This is a genomic window from Marinobacter sp. bablab_jr008 (assembly GCF_016464145.1).
In the GTDB taxonomy this organism is placed as follows: Bacteria; Pseudomonadota; Gammaproteobacteria; order Pseudomonadales; family Oleiphilaceae; genus Marinobacter; species Marinobacter nauticus.
The window spans coordinates 148,795-165,979 of the sequence record NZ_JACDWW010000054.1; the positions used below are offsets into that span (position 1 = coordinate 148,795).

18 protein-coding genes are annotated in these 17,185 nt (G+C 56.6%); 5 read left to right on the forward strand and 13 right to left on the reverse strand.

Going from position 1 to position 17,185, the window contains the following annotated elements:
- Window positions 1–3: 3 nt before the first annotated feature.
- The 3 genes from JIF53_RS07980 to JIF53_RS07990 are packed head-to-tail and all read right to left on the reverse strand — an operon-like array spanning window position 4 to window position 2,134.
- Window positions 4–348: a YdbL family protein gene (locus JIF53_RS07980; RefSeq protein ID WP_041656354.1), complete on the reverse strand. Its 345-nt coding sequence runs from the start codon at window positions 346–348 to the stop codon at window positions 4–6.
- A gap of 41 nt (window positions 349–389) precedes the next feature.
- Window positions 390–605: a YnbE family lipoprotein gene (locus tag JIF53_RS07985; RefSeq protein ID WP_011785390.1), complete on the reverse strand. Its 216-nt coding sequence runs from the start codon at window positions 603–605 to the stop codon at window positions 390–392.
- A complete protein-coding gene (locus tag JIF53_RS07990; RefSeq protein WP_199452205.1) occupies window positions 602–2,134 on the reverse strand; it encodes a YdbH domain-containing protein in 1,533 nt (510 codons plus the stop codon). The genes JIF53_RS07985 and JIF53_RS07990 overlap by 4 nt, the downstream gene beginning before the upstream one ends.
- Window positions 2,135–2,261: 127 nt before the next feature.
- On the opposite strand from JIF53_RS07990, the gene dusA reads away from it, so the two are divergent.
- From dusA to JIF53_RS08015, 5 genes are all read left to right on the forward strand, one after another.
- Window positions 2,262–3,275: a tRNA dihydrouridine(20/20a) synthase DusA gene (gene dusA, locus JIF53_RS07995; RefSeq protein ID WP_199452206.1), complete on the forward strand. Its 1,014-nt coding sequence runs from the start codon at window positions 2,262–2,264 to the stop codon at window positions 3,273–3,275.
- Window positions 3,276–3,392: 117 nt separating this feature from the next.
- Window positions 3,393–4,358 (forward strand): transaldolase, encoded by a 966-nt coding sequence (gene tal / locus JIF53_RS08000; RefSeq protein ID WP_153740422.1) that lies wholly within the window; start codon window positions 3,393–3,395, stop codon window positions 4,356–4,358.
- A gap of 26 nt (window positions 4,359–4,384) precedes the next feature.
- Complete coding sequence (locus JIF53_RS08005; protein ID WP_153740423.1) at window positions 4,385–4,834, forward strand: TerB family tellurite resistance protein; 450 nt, start codon at window positions 4,385–4,387, stop codon at window positions 4,832–4,834.
- Between the two features lie 14 nt (window positions 4,835–4,848).
- Window positions 4,849–5,976, forward strand: a complete 1,128-nt coding sequence (locus JIF53_RS08010; RefSeq protein ID WP_199452207.1) for a 3-deoxy-7-phosphoheptulonate synthase — start codon at window positions 4,849–4,851, stop codon at window positions 5,974–5,976.
- Entirely contained in the window at window positions 5,973–6,746 is a 774-nt protein-coding gene (locus JIF53_RS08015; RefSeq protein ID WP_199452208.1) for a glycerophosphodiester phosphodiesterase, read from the forward strand. The genes JIF53_RS08010 and JIF53_RS08015 overlap by 4 nt, the downstream gene beginning before the upstream one ends.
- A gap of 28 nt (window positions 6,747–6,774) precedes the next feature.
- Here JIF53_RS08015 and sthA read toward each other — a convergent pair whose 3' ends face one another.
- From sthA to JIF53_RS08065, 10 genes are all read right to left on the reverse strand, one after another.
- Window positions 6,775–8,166 (reverse strand): Si-specific NAD(P)(+) transhydrogenase, encoded by a 1,392-nt coding sequence (sthA, locus tag JIF53_RS08020; RefSeq protein ID WP_011785397.1) that lies wholly within the window; start codon window positions 8,164–8,166, stop codon window positions 6,775–6,777.
- A gap of 72 nt (window positions 8,167–8,238) precedes the next feature.
- Window positions 8,239–8,481 carry a (Na+)-NQR maturation NqrM gene (nqrM, locus tag JIF53_RS08025; protein WP_011785398.1) on the reverse strand — a complete coding sequence of 81 codons (243 nt, stop codon included), beginning with the start codon at window positions 8,479–8,481 and terminating at the stop codon, window positions 8,239–8,241.
- A 12-nt stretch (window positions 8,482–8,493) separates the two neighbouring features.
- Entirely contained in the window at window positions 8,494–9,543 is a 1,050-nt protein-coding gene (locus tag JIF53_RS08030) for an FAD:protein FMN transferase (protein ID WP_011785399.1), read from the reverse strand.
- A 9-nt stretch (window positions 9,544–9,552) separates the two neighbouring features.
- Window positions 9,553–10,779, reverse strand: a complete 1,227-nt coding sequence (gene nqrF / locus JIF53_RS08035) for an NADH:ubiquinone reductase (Na(+)-transporting) subunit F (protein ID WP_011785400.1) — start codon at window positions 10,777–10,779, stop codon at window positions 9,553–9,555.
- 37 nt (window positions 10,780–10,816) lie between these two features.
- Complete coding sequence (gene nqrE, locus JIF53_RS08040; protein WP_153740429.1) at window positions 10,817–11,425, reverse strand: NADH:ubiquinone reductase (Na(+)-transporting) subunit E; 609 nt, start codon at window positions 11,423–11,425, stop codon at window positions 10,817–10,819.
- A complete protein-coding gene (locus JIF53_RS08045; RefSeq protein ID WP_008175066.1) occupies window positions 11,425–12,090 on the reverse strand; it encodes an NADH:ubiquinone reductase (Na(+)-transporting) subunit D in 666 nt (221 codons plus the stop codon). The genes nqrE and JIF53_RS08045 overlap by 1 nt, the downstream gene beginning before the upstream one ends.
- A gap of 2 nt (window positions 12,091–12,092) precedes the next feature.
- Window positions 12,093–12,896, reverse strand: coding sequence for a Na(+)-translocating NADH-quinone reductase subunit C (locus tag JIF53_RS08050; RefSeq protein ID WP_053112423.1), 804 nt, complete (start codon window positions 12,894–12,896; stop codon window positions 12,093–12,095).
- A complete protein-coding gene (locus JIF53_RS08055; protein ID WP_153740430.1) occupies window positions 12,889–14,097 on the reverse strand; it encodes an NADH:ubiquinone reductase (Na(+)-transporting) subunit B in 1,209 nt (402 codons plus the stop codon). Before JIF53_RS08055 ends, JIF53_RS08050 begins: the two co-directional genes overlap by 8 nt.
- Before the next feature lie 4 nt (window positions 14,098–14,101).
- The gene (locus JIF53_RS08060) at window positions 14,102–15,448 is read right to left on the reverse strand and encodes a Na(+)-translocating NADH-quinone reductase subunit A (protein ID WP_141067582.1); all 1,347 of its coding nucleotides are present in this window, start codon (window positions 15,446–15,448) and stop codon (window positions 14,102–14,104) included.
- Between the two features lie 323 nt (window positions 15,449–15,771).
- On the reverse strand, window positions 15,772–17,175 hold the full coding sequence (locus JIF53_RS08065; RefSeq protein ID WP_370258753.1) for a glyceraldehyde-3-phosphate dehydrogenase: 1,404 nt from the start codon (window positions 17,173–17,175) through the stop codon (window positions 15,772–15,774).
- Window positions 17,176–17,185: the final 10 nt, after the last annotated feature.

Genomic DNA, 17,185 nt, shown 5'->3' on the forward strand with positions numbered 1-17,185 from the left:
GACTTACTTCTTCACCCATTTGCCGTTGATCAACACAAACTGGCCTGAGGGCGTTTTTTCAATGGCTTTCTGACCGGCCACGGTTTCAACCTGTGTCACCGGAATGTCGTGTTTTTCGGCGATACGGGTGTATTCGTCCCGGCGAGCCTGGTTAATGGCTTTCACCACGGCCTGGGCATCGCCCTCTGCGCGCACTACATCCAGGTAGCCGGTTGGTGTTTCCCCCACCAGGCCCTGCTGTTTAGCCGTGTCCAGTTTCTGTTTCGCTTCTTCCAGCCCCATGGCCAGCGCCGGTATTGCTATGGCGAGTGCCAATACAAAGGCGCCCAGTTGTATCAGTCGTTTCATATTCAACCCCTTGATCAGCCGTTGGCATTGTCCGGTGTCGCTCAGAACAGCCCCTGTTCGCTGAACAGCTCGTCCACTTCTTTGTCCACCTTCACGTAGATTTCATGCTGAATCTTTACGTTCAGGTTGACGGTAATCGGTTCTTTTGGTGCCGCCATCTGCACAGTGGGTGTGCACGCGAATAGCGCCAGCGGCAACATTAAAACCAGGAATGTTCTGGCCGCCAGTGGCCGGCACCAACGCCATAGGTTTGTCATGGCACTGCCTCCTGCCCGGATTGTTGTAACCGCTCCCGAACCCTTTCGGTCACGGCTTCGTTCACTCTGCCACTCAGCTGAAGGCTGGTTAACAGGGCGGGGATATCCTCTTCGAGATTGATGTTGAGCACAACCGGCTGCCCACCACGAAGATCCGGATTCTCACCTTCCAGCCTCAGGCCGAGTGCCAGCTTGCCCTCTTCATCGCAGTCTATCGTGCTCTCCAGCACCGAATAGTGAAAGTTTTGCAAAGCTTGCACCACCAGATCCATGGCATCGCTGCTGCCCAACATGGCCTGCAGTCGCTCGGCCGGCATGATGAGTTTGCCACCGGGCGATACCGCCCTTAGTGCGCCCTCGTCTACTCGCACACCAGCGTCGGTCACCGCTACCGGGATGCGGCCTGTCAAGGTGCCGGTGCCTGAGAAGCCCTCTGCCGGATACGCCTGCAGCAGTCGCTCCAGCGAAAGATCGTAGACATCAATGGGAACCTGCCAGGGACGATTCGAGAGATCGACAGTGCGCGGCGCTACGCGAAGCCGGCCACCCAGAAACTCGGCTGTCGCCTGCTGAACGGCAAGCTGCCCCCTGAGCGGCGCAGCCAGGTTCGCTTCGTAATCCGCCAGGAGCTGAATCGGCCCAATGCCGATTCCGGAATCGACTTCGCCTATCCGGATGTCTCGCAGGGCGGCGGTTAATGTGTCCGCTTCCAGGGCAAACAACAGGCGCCCACTCAGGTTGGTGAGCGCCGTACGGTCCATTACCCCGGAAACATCAGAGAGGTCTAGCCGGGCATCCACCGCCAGCGGTTCATTTGGCTCCACCCAGAGATTTGCCTGAAGTGTTAGTTCACCGCTGTCCAGGGAAAGCAATTCCGGCCAGTTCAAGAGGGTGGCCGCAAGCGCCTCTCCTGCGTTCTGCGCAGCCATGGTCGTGCGGATGTCGGCAGTGAAGTCGCTCGCCGACCGGTTACGCAAGACGAGATTGGCTATCAGGCCGGAGCTGGCATTCAGTTTTCCCGCCAGCTCCAGATCTGCCAGCGTTCCGCTCACCTCTCCCTCAAACCACCGGCGTTGGGGCTTCAGGCTCGGGTGGCGGACTTCCGCTACGTCGATGCGCACATTTCCGGAGATGCGGGTGCGTTCCGGCATAGCACCCGGGGCGCCGAGATCAACGGTTACCTCGGTATCCGCGAGATCCAGCTGAACATCAATTAACTCTGCGGGGGTGCTTCCGGATTGCCGGGCAATGCGGGCTATTGTCAGCCGGGACCCCGGGCGGAAGGTAACGCCGACCTGCTTGTTACTTGCTTCAACGGAATTGACGATATCTGCGTGAATGCCCGTCGCTTTCCAGCCGGCGATTTCATAGTCAGGCAGCGCCAGGTCCATCCGACCTTGCTGGAGCGAGAACGTCCATGGCGTGGCATTTGCCTGAGAGAGTGTCAGGGCACCAGCCACCACAGCAACCAAACAGAACCAGAGGGCCCGAAAGAAGCTGGCTGGGGATCTTGGCGGTGGCAGTATCATCCAGTCGTTCCGATAAATTGGATTACTCCATGCAGGTATAGAGAGCCGGATTTAGGATACTACGGAGGCAGGGCTGATCATATTTCGTGTTAGACTCCACTCCGAATTTTTCTGTATCCGGAATACGATGACTTCTGAACAAGCCACCACCAAGGCCCTGTCCCGTCGCTTCTGCGTCGCTCCCATGATGGACTGGACCACCCCGCACTTTCGTTACCTGGCCCGCATCCTCAGCAAGCGGGCGCTGCTTTATACAGAAATGGTCACCACAGGTGCGCTCATCCATGGCGATACCGAGCGCTTTCTGCGCCACGATGTTTCAGAGTATCCGCTGGCGCTTCAGCTCGGCGGCAGCGACGCTAACGAGTTGGCCCATTGCGCGCGGCTGGCGCAACAGTTCGGGTTCAGCGAGGTTAACCTGAACGTAGGTTGTCCCAGCGACCGGGTGCAGAACAACATGATCGGCGCCTGTCTGATGGGCCATCCAGACAAGGTAGCAGAGGGCGTGGCCGCAATGATTGAGGCCACCGACCTTCCGGTTACGGTAAAGCACCGCATCGGCATTAACGGCCGGGAATCCTGGGACGAGCTGTGCGAGTTTATTGAAACCGTGGCAGCAGCCGGCTGCAAAACGTTCATTGTGCATGCCCGCATCGCCGTTCTTGAAGGCTTGAGCCCAAAGGAGAACCGGGATATTCCACCGCTCAAATACGACTGGGTGTATCGTCTGAAACAGGCCTATCCGCACCTGGAAATCATCATCAACGGTGGCATCAAAACCTTCGGGGAGTGCCACGAGCACCTCACCCACACCGATGGCGTGATGCTGGGGCGAGAGGCCTACCACAATCCCTGGCTGCTGGCCGAGGTAGACGCTGCGCTTTTCGGCGAGCCACCGGCCGTTACCAGTCGCCATGAGGCGCTCCGCGCCATGTTCCCGTTCATTCAGCAGGAACTGGACCGCGGCGTGTACCTCACCCACATTACCCGCCATATCATGGGCCTGTTCCTCGGGCAGCCGGGAGGACGGCAGTTCCGCCGTCATCTGAGTGAGAATGCCAACAAACCCGGCTCGGGGCTGGAAGTGGTCGAACAGGCGCTGGCGAAAGTCAGAGAACCGGAACCCAGTTTGGAAACCTGATCGCCACCATACCTTTTGTTGTCTTGTTACTGTCGTAAGCTGCCGTTATTGTAGGAGTTAAAAGGGCATTGTGGATGAATGCCCGGATAACACCGAACCATCGGGATGACAGGACGAATGAACAGCAAACTCGAACAGCTTAAAACCATGACCACGGTTGTGGCCGACACCGGCGATATTGATGCTATCCGGCAGTGGCGCCCGGAAGACGCCACCACCAACCCTTCCCTGCTGCTGAAGGCCGCGGCCTCAGAGGCGTATCGCCCCATGCTGGAAAAGGCCGTGGCCTATGCGGCCAAGCACGGTGGCTCGGATGCCGAACAACTTACGGTCGCAACCGACATGTTGGCAGTGCTGGCTGGCAAGGAAATTCTCGGGCTGATTCCGGGCGTGGTCTCCACCGAGGTAGATGCCCGGTTGTCCTTCGACACCTCCGCCACTCTGGAGCGTGCCCGCCGCCTGGTGGACTTTTACGACCGCCAGGGCGTGGACACTAACCGTGTTCTGATCAAGATTGCCTCCACCTGGGAGGGTATCCGTGCAGCAGAGCAGCTTGAGAAGGAAGGCATCCGCTGCAACCTGACGCTGCTTTTCTCTTTTGTGCAAGCAGTGGCGTGTGCCCAGGCCGGCGCCCATCTGATTTCACCGTTCGTGGGCCGTATCCTCGACTGGCACCTGGCCAGCTCCGGGCGCGACAGCTATCCGGCCGAGGAAGATCCTGGCGTACTTTCGGTTTCACGCATCTACAATTACTACAAGGCCAATGGCTTTAATACGGTGGTAATGGGTGCCAGCTTCCGCAACACCGGCGAAATCGAGATGCTGGCCGGCTGCGACCGGCTCACCATCAGTCCGGCACTGCTGCAGGAGCTCAAGGATGATCAGGGCACTCTGGCCAGGAAACTCAACCCGGAGACGGCTTCCTCGCCCGACAAGCCGGGGCAGATTAACGAGAAGCAGTTCCGCTGGGAATCCAACGAAGACGCCATGGCCACCGAGAAGCTGGCTGATGGCATTCGCCGTTTTGCGGCAGACCAGATCGAACTGGAGCACCGGGTTCGCCAGCTCGCGCAGGCGGCCTGACATTTGTTGAAACAAAGTAACTGACCATGATCGAACGCCTGAAGAAACTGTTTTCCGTTGCCGAGTCGGAACCGGTCAAGCCGGATGCACACCAGCTGGCCGTGGCGGCCACTGCCTTGATGGTGCAGCTGTCACGGGTGGATAACCAGGAAGATGAGCGAGAACTTAAGACCATTGTGGACTGCGCGGTTAAGGCTCATCAGATTACCCGGGAAGAGGCTGAGGAAATCCTGAACGATGCCCTGGCCCACGCCGAGGACGCCACGTCGTTGTATCAGTTTACCGGGCAGATTAACGATCATCTGGATCAGCAACAGAAGCAGTCCCTGTTGGAGAGCATCTGGCGGGTAGCCTTTGCCGACGGCCGTATCGACAAATACGAGGAACACCTTATTCGCCGAATGGCAGACCTGCTGCATCTTAATCATCGCGAGTTCATGCAGGCCCGTCACCGGGCGGAAGAATCCGCATCCTGATTCAAGGAGATTCCATGTTAGCCATTCTTCACCCCAACACCGCGCTCGATAGTGAAGCCTATCGCCAGACCATGGAATACCTGGAAAACCTTCCGGGCGTCAGTATCCGGGTACACGAAATTCAGGGTGCCAGCCAGCGACTGACCGAAATCTACCTGCTTGGCGACACCAAATCCCTGGAAAAGGCAGAAATTGAAGCCCTGCCGGCGGTGGAGCGTGCCATCCGGATCTCCGAGGATTACCGCATTCTTGGCCGCCACAAGGATGACAAACGCCAGAGCGGGTTCACCTATAACGGCGTGGAGTTCAGCCAGAACAACCTGAACATTTTCGCCGGCCTTTGCGCGGTGGATGTGCCTGAGCATGTGGAAATGATGCTGCAGGCGCTGGAAGACAACGGAGAGGTATGTACCCGAATGGGGGCCTACAAGCCGCGCACCAACCCTTACTCCTTCCAGGGCCACGGCAAGGGCTGTCTACCCTGGGTGTTCGAGAAAGCAGGCAAGCATGGCATCAAGGTGATTGCCATGGAAATCACCCATGAAAGCCATATCGAGGAAATTGACACCTGCCTGGAAAAACTCGGGCGGCCAACCGGCGTGATGTTGCAGGTAGGCACCCGAAACACCCAGAACTTCGAACTGCTCAAGGCCATTGGCCGGCAGAGCACCTATCCGGTGCTCCTCAAGCGTGGTTTCGGTATCACCCTGAACGAATCCCTGAATGCAGCCGAGTATCTGGCCAGCGAGGGCAACGCCAACGTCATTTTCTGTTTACGCGGTATGAAAACCGAGGCCGGCCTGCCCCACCGCAATATGGTGGACTTTGCCCATGTGCCTGCGGTCAAACGCCTGACCCGCATGCCGGTGTGTGTGGATCCGTCCCACTCCGTGGGCAGCCGGGACCAGTCACCGGATGGTATTCTTGATGTGATGCACGCAACCGCACAGGGCGTCGTTGCCGGTGCAAACATGGTGCTGGTGGACTTCCACCCGAAACCGGAGAAAGCTCTGGTAGACGGCCCTCAGGCGCTTCTGATGAACGAATTACCGGCCTACCTGGAAGATATTCGCCTGTGCCACGAGACCTGGAAGAAACGCCAGGCCATCTACCAACGCCTCAGGGAAACTACAGCAGAATGATCGTTTATGGTCACCGTGGAGCCAAAGGAGAGGCTCCAGAAAACACCATGCCTGGCTTCATCCATGCCCACCGGCATGGTATCCGGCATTTTGAGCTGGATCTGGTGCTGTCTAAAGACGGCATTCCTGTGCTGGTGCACGATCTGACCGTGGACCGCACCACCGGCCAGAAAGGCAGTGTCGGCAAGTATACCGCCGCCGAACTGGCCGAGATGGATGCGCGCCGCAATACCAGCTCATGGTCCCGGAAAACCGGCATTCCCTCGCTGGAGAATCTGCTCAATCAGTTTGATGACATTGAGCACCTTCAACTGGAAGTGAAAAAGGATACACGGCACAGGCTGAACATCCTGTGCAATCGCCTGACCGAGATCATCCAGCGCCGGGATTTGTACCAGACGGCCGCCATCACCTCTTCCGATCCCTGGTTTCTGCGAGAAATCCGGCGGCGCGACAAAAACATACGCATCGGCCTGGTAGCCGAGCGCAAGTTTCCCAAGCCACTGAACCTGGCCACCCGGCTGGGCTGCGAATATTTCTGTGTGAACTGGAAAATACTGACCAAAGGCATGGTCGAGACGGCACATCGGCGGAATATGCATGTCTCTACCTGGACGGTTAACCGTATCCACGACATGCTGCTTCTGGAAGAGATGGGGGTCGACAGTATTATCACCGATTACCCCACCAGCACCCGTATGTTTTTCGACAACCGGGCCAAGGCGGTGTTGAACCTGCCGATACGGGAAATCTCACCAGAGCCCGCCTGAAGCAGGGCTCTGGTGGGCAACGGTCTGATCAGAAGATTCGGTTCAGGCCGTTCAGGGCAGCTACCCGATAGGCTTCCGCCATGGTCGGGTAGTTGAAGGTGGTGTTGATAAAGTAGTTCAGGGAATTGGCTTCCCCTTCCTGGTTCATGATGGCCTGGCCGATGTGAACAATCTCGGCGGCCTGGTCACCAAAGCAGTGTATCCCCAGAATTTCCCGGGTCTCCCGGTGGAACAGAATCTTCAGCATGCCCACGGCTTCGCCGGTAATCTGCGCCCTCGCCAGATCCTTGAAGAACGCCTGGCCGACATCGTATGGCACTTTGGCTTCGGTCAGTTCGCGCTCGGTTTTACCAACAGAGCTGATTTCCGGAATGGTATAAATGCCGGTAGGCACGTCGTCCACAAAGCGGAAATACTCGTCCTGGGTAATGTCAGACGAGGCCGCCCGCCCCTGGTCGTAGGCGGCACTGGCCAGGCTTGGCCAGCCAATCACATCGCCGGCAGCATAGATATGCTCGACTTCCGTGCGGTAATGCTCGTCTACCGCCAGCTGGCCCCGGCTGTTCGGTGTCAGGCCCACGTTCTCAAGCCCCAGATTCTCGGTATTGCCGCTACGGCCATTACACCACAGGAAGGCATCGGCCCGAATCTTCTTGCCGGATTGCAGTGACAGTACAACGCCGTGATCGTCACCTTTCACGGATTCATACTGCTCATTGTGGCGAACCAATACACCGTTGTTACGCAGGTGGTAACTCAGGGCATCGGAAATTTCATCATCCAGGAACGACAGCAAGCGACTGCCCGGGTTGATCAGGTCTACCTTCACACCCAGTCCAGCAAAGATAGAGGCGTATTCCGACCCAATGACACCGGCACCGTAGATAATCAGGGTACGCGGGGTGTGGGACAGATTCAGAATGGAGTCTGAGTTGTAGATCCGATGATGACGGAAGTCGACATCGGGCGGCAGGTACGGGCGGGAACCGGTGGCAATGATGGCCTGTTTGAAATGGATGGTTTCCACAGACTTGTTGCCACGGATTTCCAACCGGTGCTTATCGACAAATGCGGCACGGCCGTTGATAAGGTCTACCCGGTTACGGGAATAGAACTGAGTGCGCAGCTTCACCTGTTTGCCAATCACCTTCTGGGCGTTCTGCAATACCCGCGGAAAAGAGAACCAGCGCGGTTCACCAATGTCCCGGAACATCTGGTTGGTGTTGAAGGTGATGATCTGCTTGACCGAGTGACGCAGTGCCTTGGACGGAATGGTGCCCCAGTGGGTGCAGTTACCGCCAACCGTAGGCTTGTCTTCAATGATGGCGACGCGCCTGTTGTGCTTCGCCGCATTCATTGCCGCCCCTTCTCCCGAAGGACCGGCGCCAATAACCACCACGTCGTAATGATGCTCTGCCATGCGCGCACTGACTCCTTATCTACACTCTGAAAGCGTAGCTATAGTTATTAATGTATTGTTGGCCTGGAGCGGTTATTTGTCGGCCTTGGTGGCATCGTATGCCAGGTCTTCCGCTTTTACTGGCTCATCCGAGCCGCTCCGGCTCTCTTCGCATTTCTGGGTATTGCCCCCGCAAATCTCACAGGAAGTACTGATTCCCAGAGCGCCAATACCACCGCAGGTTCCGCTGATCGGCTTTCGACCGAAAATCACACCGATCGACATACCGGCAATCAGCAGCACCACAATAAACAACACCAAAAGAAAGGTACCCATTACTGCCCTCCTTTACTGGACAAGGTAAGACGAGAACGCCGGTGTTTGGTGGGTTTCAAAGCCGTTGTCTCCCCTCACAATAAAAAAAGCGGGAATGTTTTCACGGGTTGCCAGGCCCATGGCCTTGTCAAAACCCATCACATTAAAGCCGGTTGCCAAGGCATCTGCCGTCATACAGTCTTCTGCAATAACCGTAACCGATGCCAGTCGATGACCAATCGGCTTTCCCGTCTCAGGGTCTATTGTATGGGAGTACCGCTGGCCGTTCGATTCGTAATAGTTACGATAATCGCCGGACGTCGCCATGGCCTGAGCATCCAGCGCCACCACACTATTTACTGCCCGGCCCTGCTCTATCGGTTGCTCAATAGCCAGACGCCAGGCGGTACCGTCCGGCTTGCGTCCATTGGTACGCACTTCGCCGCCCACTTCCACAAGGTAAGCGCCAACACCTTCACTGTCGAGGTAACGGGCCACCGCATCCACGCCATAGCCCTTGGCAATACCTGACAAATCAATGTACTGGGGCTTCTCGCTGCGAATGGCACTGGCCAATTCATCGAACTCCAGGTGCTCCCAACCGGTGCCACCAAGTACGGTGTTCAGTTCATCGTCGGAGGGTATCTGTTCAGGCCGCGCCTTGGGCCCAAACCCCCAGAGATTCACTACCGGGCCAATGGTCACGTCGAACGCCCCACCCGTCAGTTCAGCAATCTCGACTGACCGCCGGATAACCTCGAACAATGCCGGCGAAAGCTCAATCCACTCCGACTGGTCCCGCAGACTGTTCAGTTGAGACAGCTCGGAATCCGGCTTCCAGGTCGACATGGCATTGTCCACCTGATCCAGCGTGCTCTCAATGCCCTTGGCCAGAGTCTGAAGCCGTTGCTCATCTTCTGGCAATACGACGTTAATGTGATAGGTCGTCCCGAAAATCCCGCCAGAGATCTCCCAGACTTTTTCTTCTTCCTGAAACGAACAACCCGCCAGGGTGGCCAGAGCCAGCGCCATAAAGACGCTGACCACGGCTACCCTGGCGGGTCGAAACATGCGGGATGTCATGCGGTCTGATTAACCTCCGAAGTCATCCAGCATGATGTTCTCGTCTTCTACACCAAGATCTTTCAACATCTTGATCACAGACGCGTTCATGATTGGGGGTCCACACATGTAGAACTCACAGTCTTCCGGAGCCGGATGGTCCTTCAGATAGTTTTCGTACAACACGTTGTGGATAAAGCCCGTAGGGCCGTTCCAGTCATCGGTTGGCAGGGGGTCTGAAAGCGCCACGTGCCACTCGAAGTTGTCGTTCTCTGCAGCCAGACCGTCGAAGTCTTCCACGTAGAACATTTCGCGTACGCTACGCGCACCGTACCAGAAGCTGATCTTGCGCTTGGAGTTCAGGCGCTTGAGCTGGTCGAAGATGTGGGAGCGCATGGGCGCCATACCGGCACCACCACCGATAAACACCATTTCCGCATCGGTATCCTTGGCGAAGAACTCACCAAACGGTCCCATGACGGTGACCTTGTCACCCGGCTTCAGGTTGAACACGTAAGTGGACATGATACCTGGCGGATGATCAGTTCCAGGAGGCGGCGTAGCGATACGGATGTTGAACTTGAGAAGACCTTTTTCTTCCGGGTAGTTCGCCATGGAATAGGCCCGGATGGTTTCTTCCTTGTTCACGCCCTTGTAGCGCCAGATATCGTGCTTGTCCCAGTCCTCGTGGAACTCTTCCTCGATGTCGAAATCCTTGAAGTTGATTTCGTACGGAGGGCATTCCAGCTGCACGTAACCGCCGGCGCGGAAGTCTACTTCCTCGCCTTCAGGCAACTTCAGTACCAGTTCCTTGATGAAAGTAGCTACGTTGTGGTTGGAGATAACCTCACATTCCCACTTCTTCACACCGAAGAACTCTTCAGGCACTTCGATCTTCATGTCCTGCTTCACAGGAACCTGGCAGGACAGACGCCAGCCTTCTTTTTCTTCGCGGTTGGTGAAGTGGGTCTTTTCCGTGGGCAGCATGGCGCCACCGCCGTCCAGAACCTTGCACTTGCACTGGGCACAGGTACCGCCACCGCCACAGGCAGAGGACAGGTAGATGCCGCTGTTGGCCAGAGTACCCAGCAGCTTACCGCCCGCGGCGGTCTTGAGCGTGTGCTCGGGGTCGTCGTTGATCTCAATGGTCACGTCACCGGTGCTTACCAGCTTGGAGCGGGCTGCGAGGATAACCGCAACCAGCGCCAGAACGATAACGGTGAACATGACCACGCCGAGAATAATTTCTGTATTCATGGTCTCGCCTTTTCGTTAAACCGAATCACCGGGTGAATTACAGGGAGATGCCTGAGAACGACATGAAACCCAGTGACATCAGACCAACGGTAATGAAGGTGATGCCAAGGCCACGCAGTCCGTTCGGAACATCGCTGTACTTGAGCTTTTCACGGATACCCGCCAGAGCAATGATGGCAAGAGCCCAGCCAACGCCAGCGCCGAAGCCATACACCAAACTCTCGCCAAAGGTGTAGTCACGCTCAACCATGAACAGTGACGCCCCAAGGATGGCGCAGTTAACCGTAATCAGCGGCAGGAACACACCCAGCGCCGCGTACAGGGCCGGAATGTATTTATCCAGCACCATTTCCATGATCTGTACGATCGCGGCGATTACCCCGATATACGTCAGCAATCCGAGAAAGCTCAGGTCTACGTTCGGCAGGCCAGCCCAATCCAGGGCGCCTTCGCGCAGAACGCTGTTGTACAGAAGGTTGTTCACCGGAACGGTGACCGTCAGCACGACCACCACGGCAATGCCAAGACCGGTTGCGGCCTCGATCTTCTTGGAGATGGCCAGGAAGGTACACATCCCCAGGAAGAAGGCCAGCGCCATGTTTTCAACAAAAACAGCCTTCAGAATCAAGCTGATATAATGCTCCATCAGAAGGCCTCCTTGGCGACATGGCGAGACATTTTATAGTCCGGCTCTTCAACCTGCTCCGGCTTCCAGGTCCGCAGACCCCAGATCGCCAGGCCGATAATAAAGAACGCACTCGGCGGCAGCAGCAACAAGCCGTTAGGAATGTACCAGCCACCTTCGTTCACCACCGGCATCAGGGAGACACCGAACAGTGAGCCGGCGCCCAGCAATTCACGGAAGAAGGCAACGAAGATCAGGAGTACCGAGTAGCCCAGACCGTTACCAACGCCGTCCAGGAAGCTCAGCCAGGGGCCGTTCTTCATGGCAAAGCCTTCCGCGCGGCCCATAACGATGCAGTTGGTGATAATCAGACCAACGAACACTGAGAGCTGCTTGGAAATCTCGTAGGCATAGGCCTTGAGCACCTGGTCAACCACGATTACCAGGGAGGCGATAATGGTCATCTGCACGATGATCCGGATACTGCCCGGAATCTGGGTGCGTACCAGGGACACGGCCAGGTTGGAAAATGCGGTAACGGCAATAACCGCCGCGCACATAACAAGTGTAACGTTCATGCTGGTGGTAACCGCCAGCGCTGAACAGATGCCCAGGATCTGCAGGGCAATCGGGTTATTGCTGAAGATCGGTTCGAAGAGAACCTGTTTGGCTGATGCATCTGCCATGATCAGACCTCCCCTTCACGAAGTTTTTGCAGGAACGGCGCGTATCCGCGGTCGCCCATCCAGTAGTTAACCAGTTGCTCAACGCCGCGACTGGTCAACGTTGCCCCGGACAGAGCATCCACTTTATGCTGCCTTTTTTTTGCATCAACGTTTACGCCACCTTTAACCAGTTTGATCTGCGGTTCAGTGCGATCACCATCATAAACTTTCTTCCCCACCCACTGCGACTTCCAGCGTGGATTGTCTACCTCCCCACCGAGGCCCGGAGTTTCGGCGTGGGAGTAAAAGCCAAGCCCTTCAATGGTGTTCAAATCACCTTCCAGCGAAATGAAGCCATACAATGTAGACCAGAGGCCATAACCATGAATTGGCAGTACCACACGCACTAGCTCTCCGTTCTCGCTCAGCGTATACACCCTGGCAACATTCGGCCGGCGCTTGATGCCAGCCTTGTCTTCCGAGGAAGGAATATCCGTAGACAACTGAGGGTCCGAGGCAGCCTTGTACATATCATATTTCATGGGCTCAGCAACACCAACGGCGGAAGGCTTTACAAATTTACCAGTATCCAAATCCACCAGGCGAACATCGAAACTCTCGAATTTCTGCAAAATCTGCTCTGCAGTATCGCCTTGATCCAGCATACCTGCGGCAGAGAGAATGTTCGTTGTCATATCAAGATGCTGATTCTTGACCTGGGCAGGTCTGAGCATGACCGCCGCGGTGGATACCACGACAGAGAACACGATACTCAGCACCAGCGCAACGATCAGCGTGCGGGAGACGGTTTCTTTAGCTTTAGCCACGAGCAAGCCTCCGTTTGATGTTGGCCTGAACCACGTAATGGTCCATCAATGGCGCGAACAGGTTTGCGAACAGGATGGCAAGCATGATGCCTTCCGGGAACGCCGGATTGATCACGCGGATCAGCACAGTCATCACGCCTACCAGAATACCGAAACACCAGCGACCCGTGTCAGTCATCGCGGCGGACACCGGATCCGTCGCCATGAACATCATGCCAAAGGCAAACCCGCCCATGACCAGATGCCAATGCGCCGGAACCGCGAACATCGGATTGGTCTCGGAACCTATGATGTTTAGCAGCAGCGACATGCCGATCATACCGATCAACACACCTCCGACGATGCGATAGGAGGCAATCTTCATCCCCAACAGGATCAGGCCACCAATCAGAATGGCCAGTGTCGAGGTCTCACCCATCGAGCCCTGAATGGTGCCCATGAAGGCGCTCATCCAGCCAATTTGAGCTTCCAGAGCTTCCAGACCACCACTGGCGGCCCAGCTCAGCGCCGTGGCGCCACTGAAGCCGTCAACCGCAGTCCAGACGGTGTCGCCGGAAATCTGCGCCGGATAGGCGAAGTACAGGAAGGCACGACCGGTCAGGGCCGGGTTCAGGAAGTTTTTGCCGGTACCGCCGAACACTTCCTTACCGATCACCACACCGAAGGTGATACCCAGGGCCACCTGCCACAGCGGGATGGTGGGCGGGCAGATCAGTGCGAACAGTACGGAGGTCACAAAGAAGCCTTCGTTCACTTCGTGCTTACGCACGGTGGCGAACAGGACTTCCCAGAAGCCACCCACAATAAAGGTAACCGCGTAGATGGGCACAAAGTACGCCAGGCCATATACGAAGTTATCCCAAAGGCCGGCTCCGGCTCCGGTTACCGCCAGGGCGGTAATGAAGGCTTCACGCAGGCCGCCGTCGGCAATCTGGGCGCCGGCATTTTCTGCCAGGAAGCTGTTGGCCTGGAAACCGATGTTCCACATACCGAAGAACATGGCCGGGAAGGTACACAGCCACACAGTGATCATGATGCGCTTGAGGTCTACGCCATCACGCACATGGGAGGTGGTCTTGGTTACGCTCGCAGGCGAGTAGAAAATTGTATCAACGGCTTCGTACAGGGCGTACCAGCGCTCGTACTTGCCGCCTTTTTCAAAGTGATGCTCGATTCCATCGAGAAACTGTCGGATTGCCATCGTATTAGCCCTCGATCTCGATTCGGGTCAGGTTCTCGCGGAGAATCGGACCGTATTCATATTTGCCGGGGCACACGAAGGTGCACAGCGCCAGATCTTCTTCGTCCAGCTCCAGGGCACCCAGTTTCTGTGCCATTTCAGTGTCGCCCACAATCAGCGAGCGCAGCAGCTGCGTTGGCAGAATATCCAGAGGCATCACCTGCTCATAGGCACCCACCGGCACCATCGCACGCTCACTTCCATTGGTCGTGGTCGTGAAGTTGAACAGCTTGCCCGGATTGAGCTTGGACAAATAGATGTTCAGCACGGAGAACTTGTTGGGACCCGGCGACAACCAGCCCATGAACTCGCGTTTGCTCTGCTCTTCCAGAACAGTAATCTGGTTGGCGAACCGTCCCAGGTAGGCACAGGGGCCATCACCACGACGGCCACCGAACACGGAACCGGAGATGGCACGGACTTCACAGTCTGTGGCAACTTCCCCGTCCAGAAGTTCCGGCAGGCTGGCACCCAGACGGGTACGGACCAGGCGCGGCTTCACGGCCTTGGGGCCACCAATAGCGACAATGCGCTCGACCGGCACTTCACCGGTTTCGAACAGCTTGGCGATATCGATCACATCCTGGTAGTTGATAGACCAGACAGTCTTGCTGGCCGACACCGGATCCAGGTGATGGATATGGGTACCGACATTGCCTGCCGGATGCACGCCATCAAACTGATGCACTTCAATATTGTCAGCCTTGGGCACGGCAACGTTAGAGCCGGGCTTGCCAGTCACAAACACTTTGCCGTTGGTGAGGCGAGAGATAATAGTCAGGCCCTTTTCAAAAGCCTTGCTATTTTCGCCAATGATAACGGTGGGATCTGCCGCCAGCGGATTGGTGTCCATAACGGATACAAAAATCGAATTCGGCGCAGAATCGATTTCAGGAACCTTGCTGTAGGGGCGCGTACGGAAAGCTGTCCACAGGCCAGACTCTACCAGGTTATCAACCACCTGCTGGCGTTCCAGGCCGGCGAGGTCGGAATCGCTGTAGCGGGCATAGGTTTCCGCATCGTCGCCATCAATTTCGATCACGACAGACTGGAAAACGCGACGCTCACCGCGATTGATTTCTTTCACCACGCCTGCAGCGGGGGAAGTATAACGAACGCCTTCGGTCTTCTTGTCCGTGAACAGCAGCGTACCGCGCTTGACACGGTCTCCCTCTTTCACAGCCATCGTCGGCTTCATGCCGTGATAGTCAAAACCGATGAGCGCCACGTGGCGAACCGGCTTGCCGTCAGTAATGGTCTGTTCGGGAGCGCCGCTGATGGGAAGATCCAGGCCTTTTTTGATCTTGATCATTAGCCTCATCCAATCATCAGAAACTATTCTGTGGATTTGTAACGCCCGGCCCCTGCGGCCCTGGTTTCCTGTCCGGATTGCGCCGAACGGCTGCACCTTGAGGTTCAAATGCCATAGCAGTTGCTGCTGTTTGCCATTTGACGCAGGAAAAGATGAGAAACGGGGTGCCAGACATACCCAAAATCGCGCCAATTATAGAGATTAAGGAAACCTATTTCCACCGGTAACAAAAATGGTTTTGTACGGCCAAAGTAACAAAAAACCCCGGCAGCTGGCGCTACCGGGGCTTTCTGCCAATCAACTGCCGAGACCGGCCTACGACTTTAGTCGCGGGCGCGCTTCGGGAAGATCGGATAGGTTACGCCGGCCATCTGGTTCACACAACGCACAACCTGGGCGCTGTAGCCGAATTCGTTGTCGTACCACACGTACAGGATCAAACGCTTGCCATTGGCGATGGTAGCCTGGGCATCGACGATACCGGCATGACGGGAGCCCACGAAATCGGTGGAAACCACTTCCGGAGAGTTCACAAAGTCGATCTGCTTCTGCAGCTCGGAGTGAAGCGCCATATCGCGCAGATATTCGTTTACCTGCTCGGCATCCACATCGCTTTTCAGGTTCAGATTCAGGATCGCCATGGACACGTTCGGTGTCGGCACCCGGATAGCATTACCGCTCAGCTTGCCTTTCAGCTCCGGCAGTGCTTTGGCAACGGCTTTGGCCGCGCCGGTTTCGGTAATAACCATGTTCAACGGGGCGCTGCGGCCACGACGACTGCCCTTGTGGTAGTTGTCGATCAGGTTCTGGTCGTTGGTGTAGGAGTGAACGGTTTCAACGTGACCATCCTCAATACCGTACTCGTCATTGATGGCCTTCAGTACCGGAGTGATGGCGTTGGTGGTACAGGAAGCAGCAGACAGGATCTTGTCTTCGTCGGTGATCCAGTCGTTGTTGATGCCATAAACGATGTTCTTGATGTCGCCCTTGCCCGGCGCAGTCAGAATCACTCGACTGACACCCTTGGACTTCAGATGCAGGCCCAGGCCCGCTTCATCGCGCCACTTACCGGTATTGTCGACCACGATGGCGTTGTTGATGCCGTACTCGGTGTAGTCCACCTTGTCCGGACCATCGGAGTAGATCACCTTGATAAAGTTGCCGTTGGCGATCAGCGCAGAGTTCTCGGCATCGACCGTGATGGTGCCATCGAAAGGACCATGCACGGAGTCACGACGCAGCAGGCTGGCACGCTTTTCCAGATCGTTGTCAGCACCACCCTGGCGGACAACGATCGCACGCAGGCGCAGGTTGTTGCCGCCACCGGCCTTTTCAACCAGGATCCGCGCCAGCAGCCGGCCGATCCGGCCAAAGCCGTAAAGCACCACATCCTTCGTTTCTTCCTTGGCATCCTTGGCCGCCTCTTCGGCGTACTTGCCAACCACCGGGCCGATTTCCTTTTTCAGGAACTCGGTGAGGTCACCGCCCTCTGCCTTGAATTTGACCGCCAGCTTGCCAATATCCACGTGAGCGCGGCCAAGCTCCAGCTTGTCCATCGCCTCGAGAATGGGCAGCGTATCGTGAACAGACAGCTCGCTGTCCTCAACCTGACGCACAAAACGATGGGCGCGGATGATATCGATAACAGACTGGTTGATGATCGCACGGCCGTATACGGACGTAACAACGTTGTTTTTACGGTACAGGCGGCCGATCAACGGGATCATCGCTTCTGCG

Bases quoted from the DNA above. Each gene is read 5' to 3' on its own strand.
- JIF53_RS08045 (WP_008175066.1), bottom strand. From the start codon at position 12,090: ATGGCAGATGCATCAGCCAAACAGGTTCTCTTCGAACCGATCTTCAGC.
- JIF53_RS08055 (WP_153740430.1), bottom strand. From the start codon at position 14,097: ATGGCAATCCGACAGTTTCTCGATGGAATCGAGCATCACTTTGAAAAA.
- JIF53_RS07985 (WP_011785390.1), bottom strand. From the start codon at position 605: ATGACAAACCTATGGCGTTGGTGCCGGCCACTGGCGGCCAGAACATTC.
- JIF53_RS07990 (WP_199452205.1), bottom strand. From the start codon at position 2,134: ATGATACTGCCACCGCCAAGATCCCCAGCCAGCTTCTTTCGGGCCCTC.
- JIF53_RS08015 (WP_199452208.1), top strand. From the start codon at position 5,973: ATGATCGTTTATGGTCACCGTGGAGCCAAAGGAGAGGCTCCAGAAAAC.
- JIF53_RS07980 (WP_041656354.1), bottom strand. From the start codon at position 348: ATGAAACGACTGATACAACTGGGCGCCTTTGTATTGGCACTCGCCATA.
- tal (WP_153740422.1), top strand. From the start codon at position 3,393: ATGAACAGCAAACTCGAACAGCTTAAAACCATGACCACGGTTGTGGCC.
- nqrF (WP_011785400.1), bottom strand. From the start codon at position 10,779: ATGAATACAGAAATTATTCTCGGCGTGGTCATGTTCACCGTTATCGTT.
- JIF53_RS08010 (WP_199452207.1), top strand. From the start codon at position 4,849: ATGTTAGCCATTCTTCACCCCAACACCGCGCTCGATAGTGAAGCCTAT.
- dusA (WP_199452206.1), top strand. From the start codon at position 2,262: ATGACTTCTGAACAAGCCACCACCAAGGCCCTGTCCCGTCGCTTCTGC.
- JIF53_RS08030 (WP_011785399.1), bottom strand. From the start codon at position 9,543: ATGACATCCCGCATGTTTCGACCCGCCAGGGTAGCCGTGGTCAGCGTC.
- JIF53_RS08065 (WP_370258753.1), bottom strand. From the start codon at position 17,175: ATGATCCCGTTGATCGGCCGCCTGTACCGTAAAAACAACGTTGTTACG.
- nqrE (WP_153740429.1), bottom strand. From the start codon at position 11,425: ATGGAGCATTATATCAGCTTGATTCTGAAGGCTGTTTTTGTTGAAAAC.
- nqrM (WP_011785398.1), bottom strand. From the start codon at position 8,481: ATGGGTACCTTTCTTTTGGTGTTGTTTATTGTGGTGCTGCTGATTGCC.
- sthA (WP_011785397.1), bottom strand. From the start codon at position 8,166: ATGGCAGAGCATCATTACGACGTGGTGGTTATTGGCGCCGGTCCTTCG.
- JIF53_RS08005 (WP_153740423.1), top strand. From the start codon at position 4,385: ATGATCGAACGCCTGAAGAAACTGTTTTCCGTTGCCGAGTCGGAACCG.
- JIF53_RS08060 (WP_141067582.1), bottom strand. From the start codon at position 15,448: ATGATCAAGATCAAAAAAGGCCTGGATCTTCCCATCAGCGGCGCTCCC.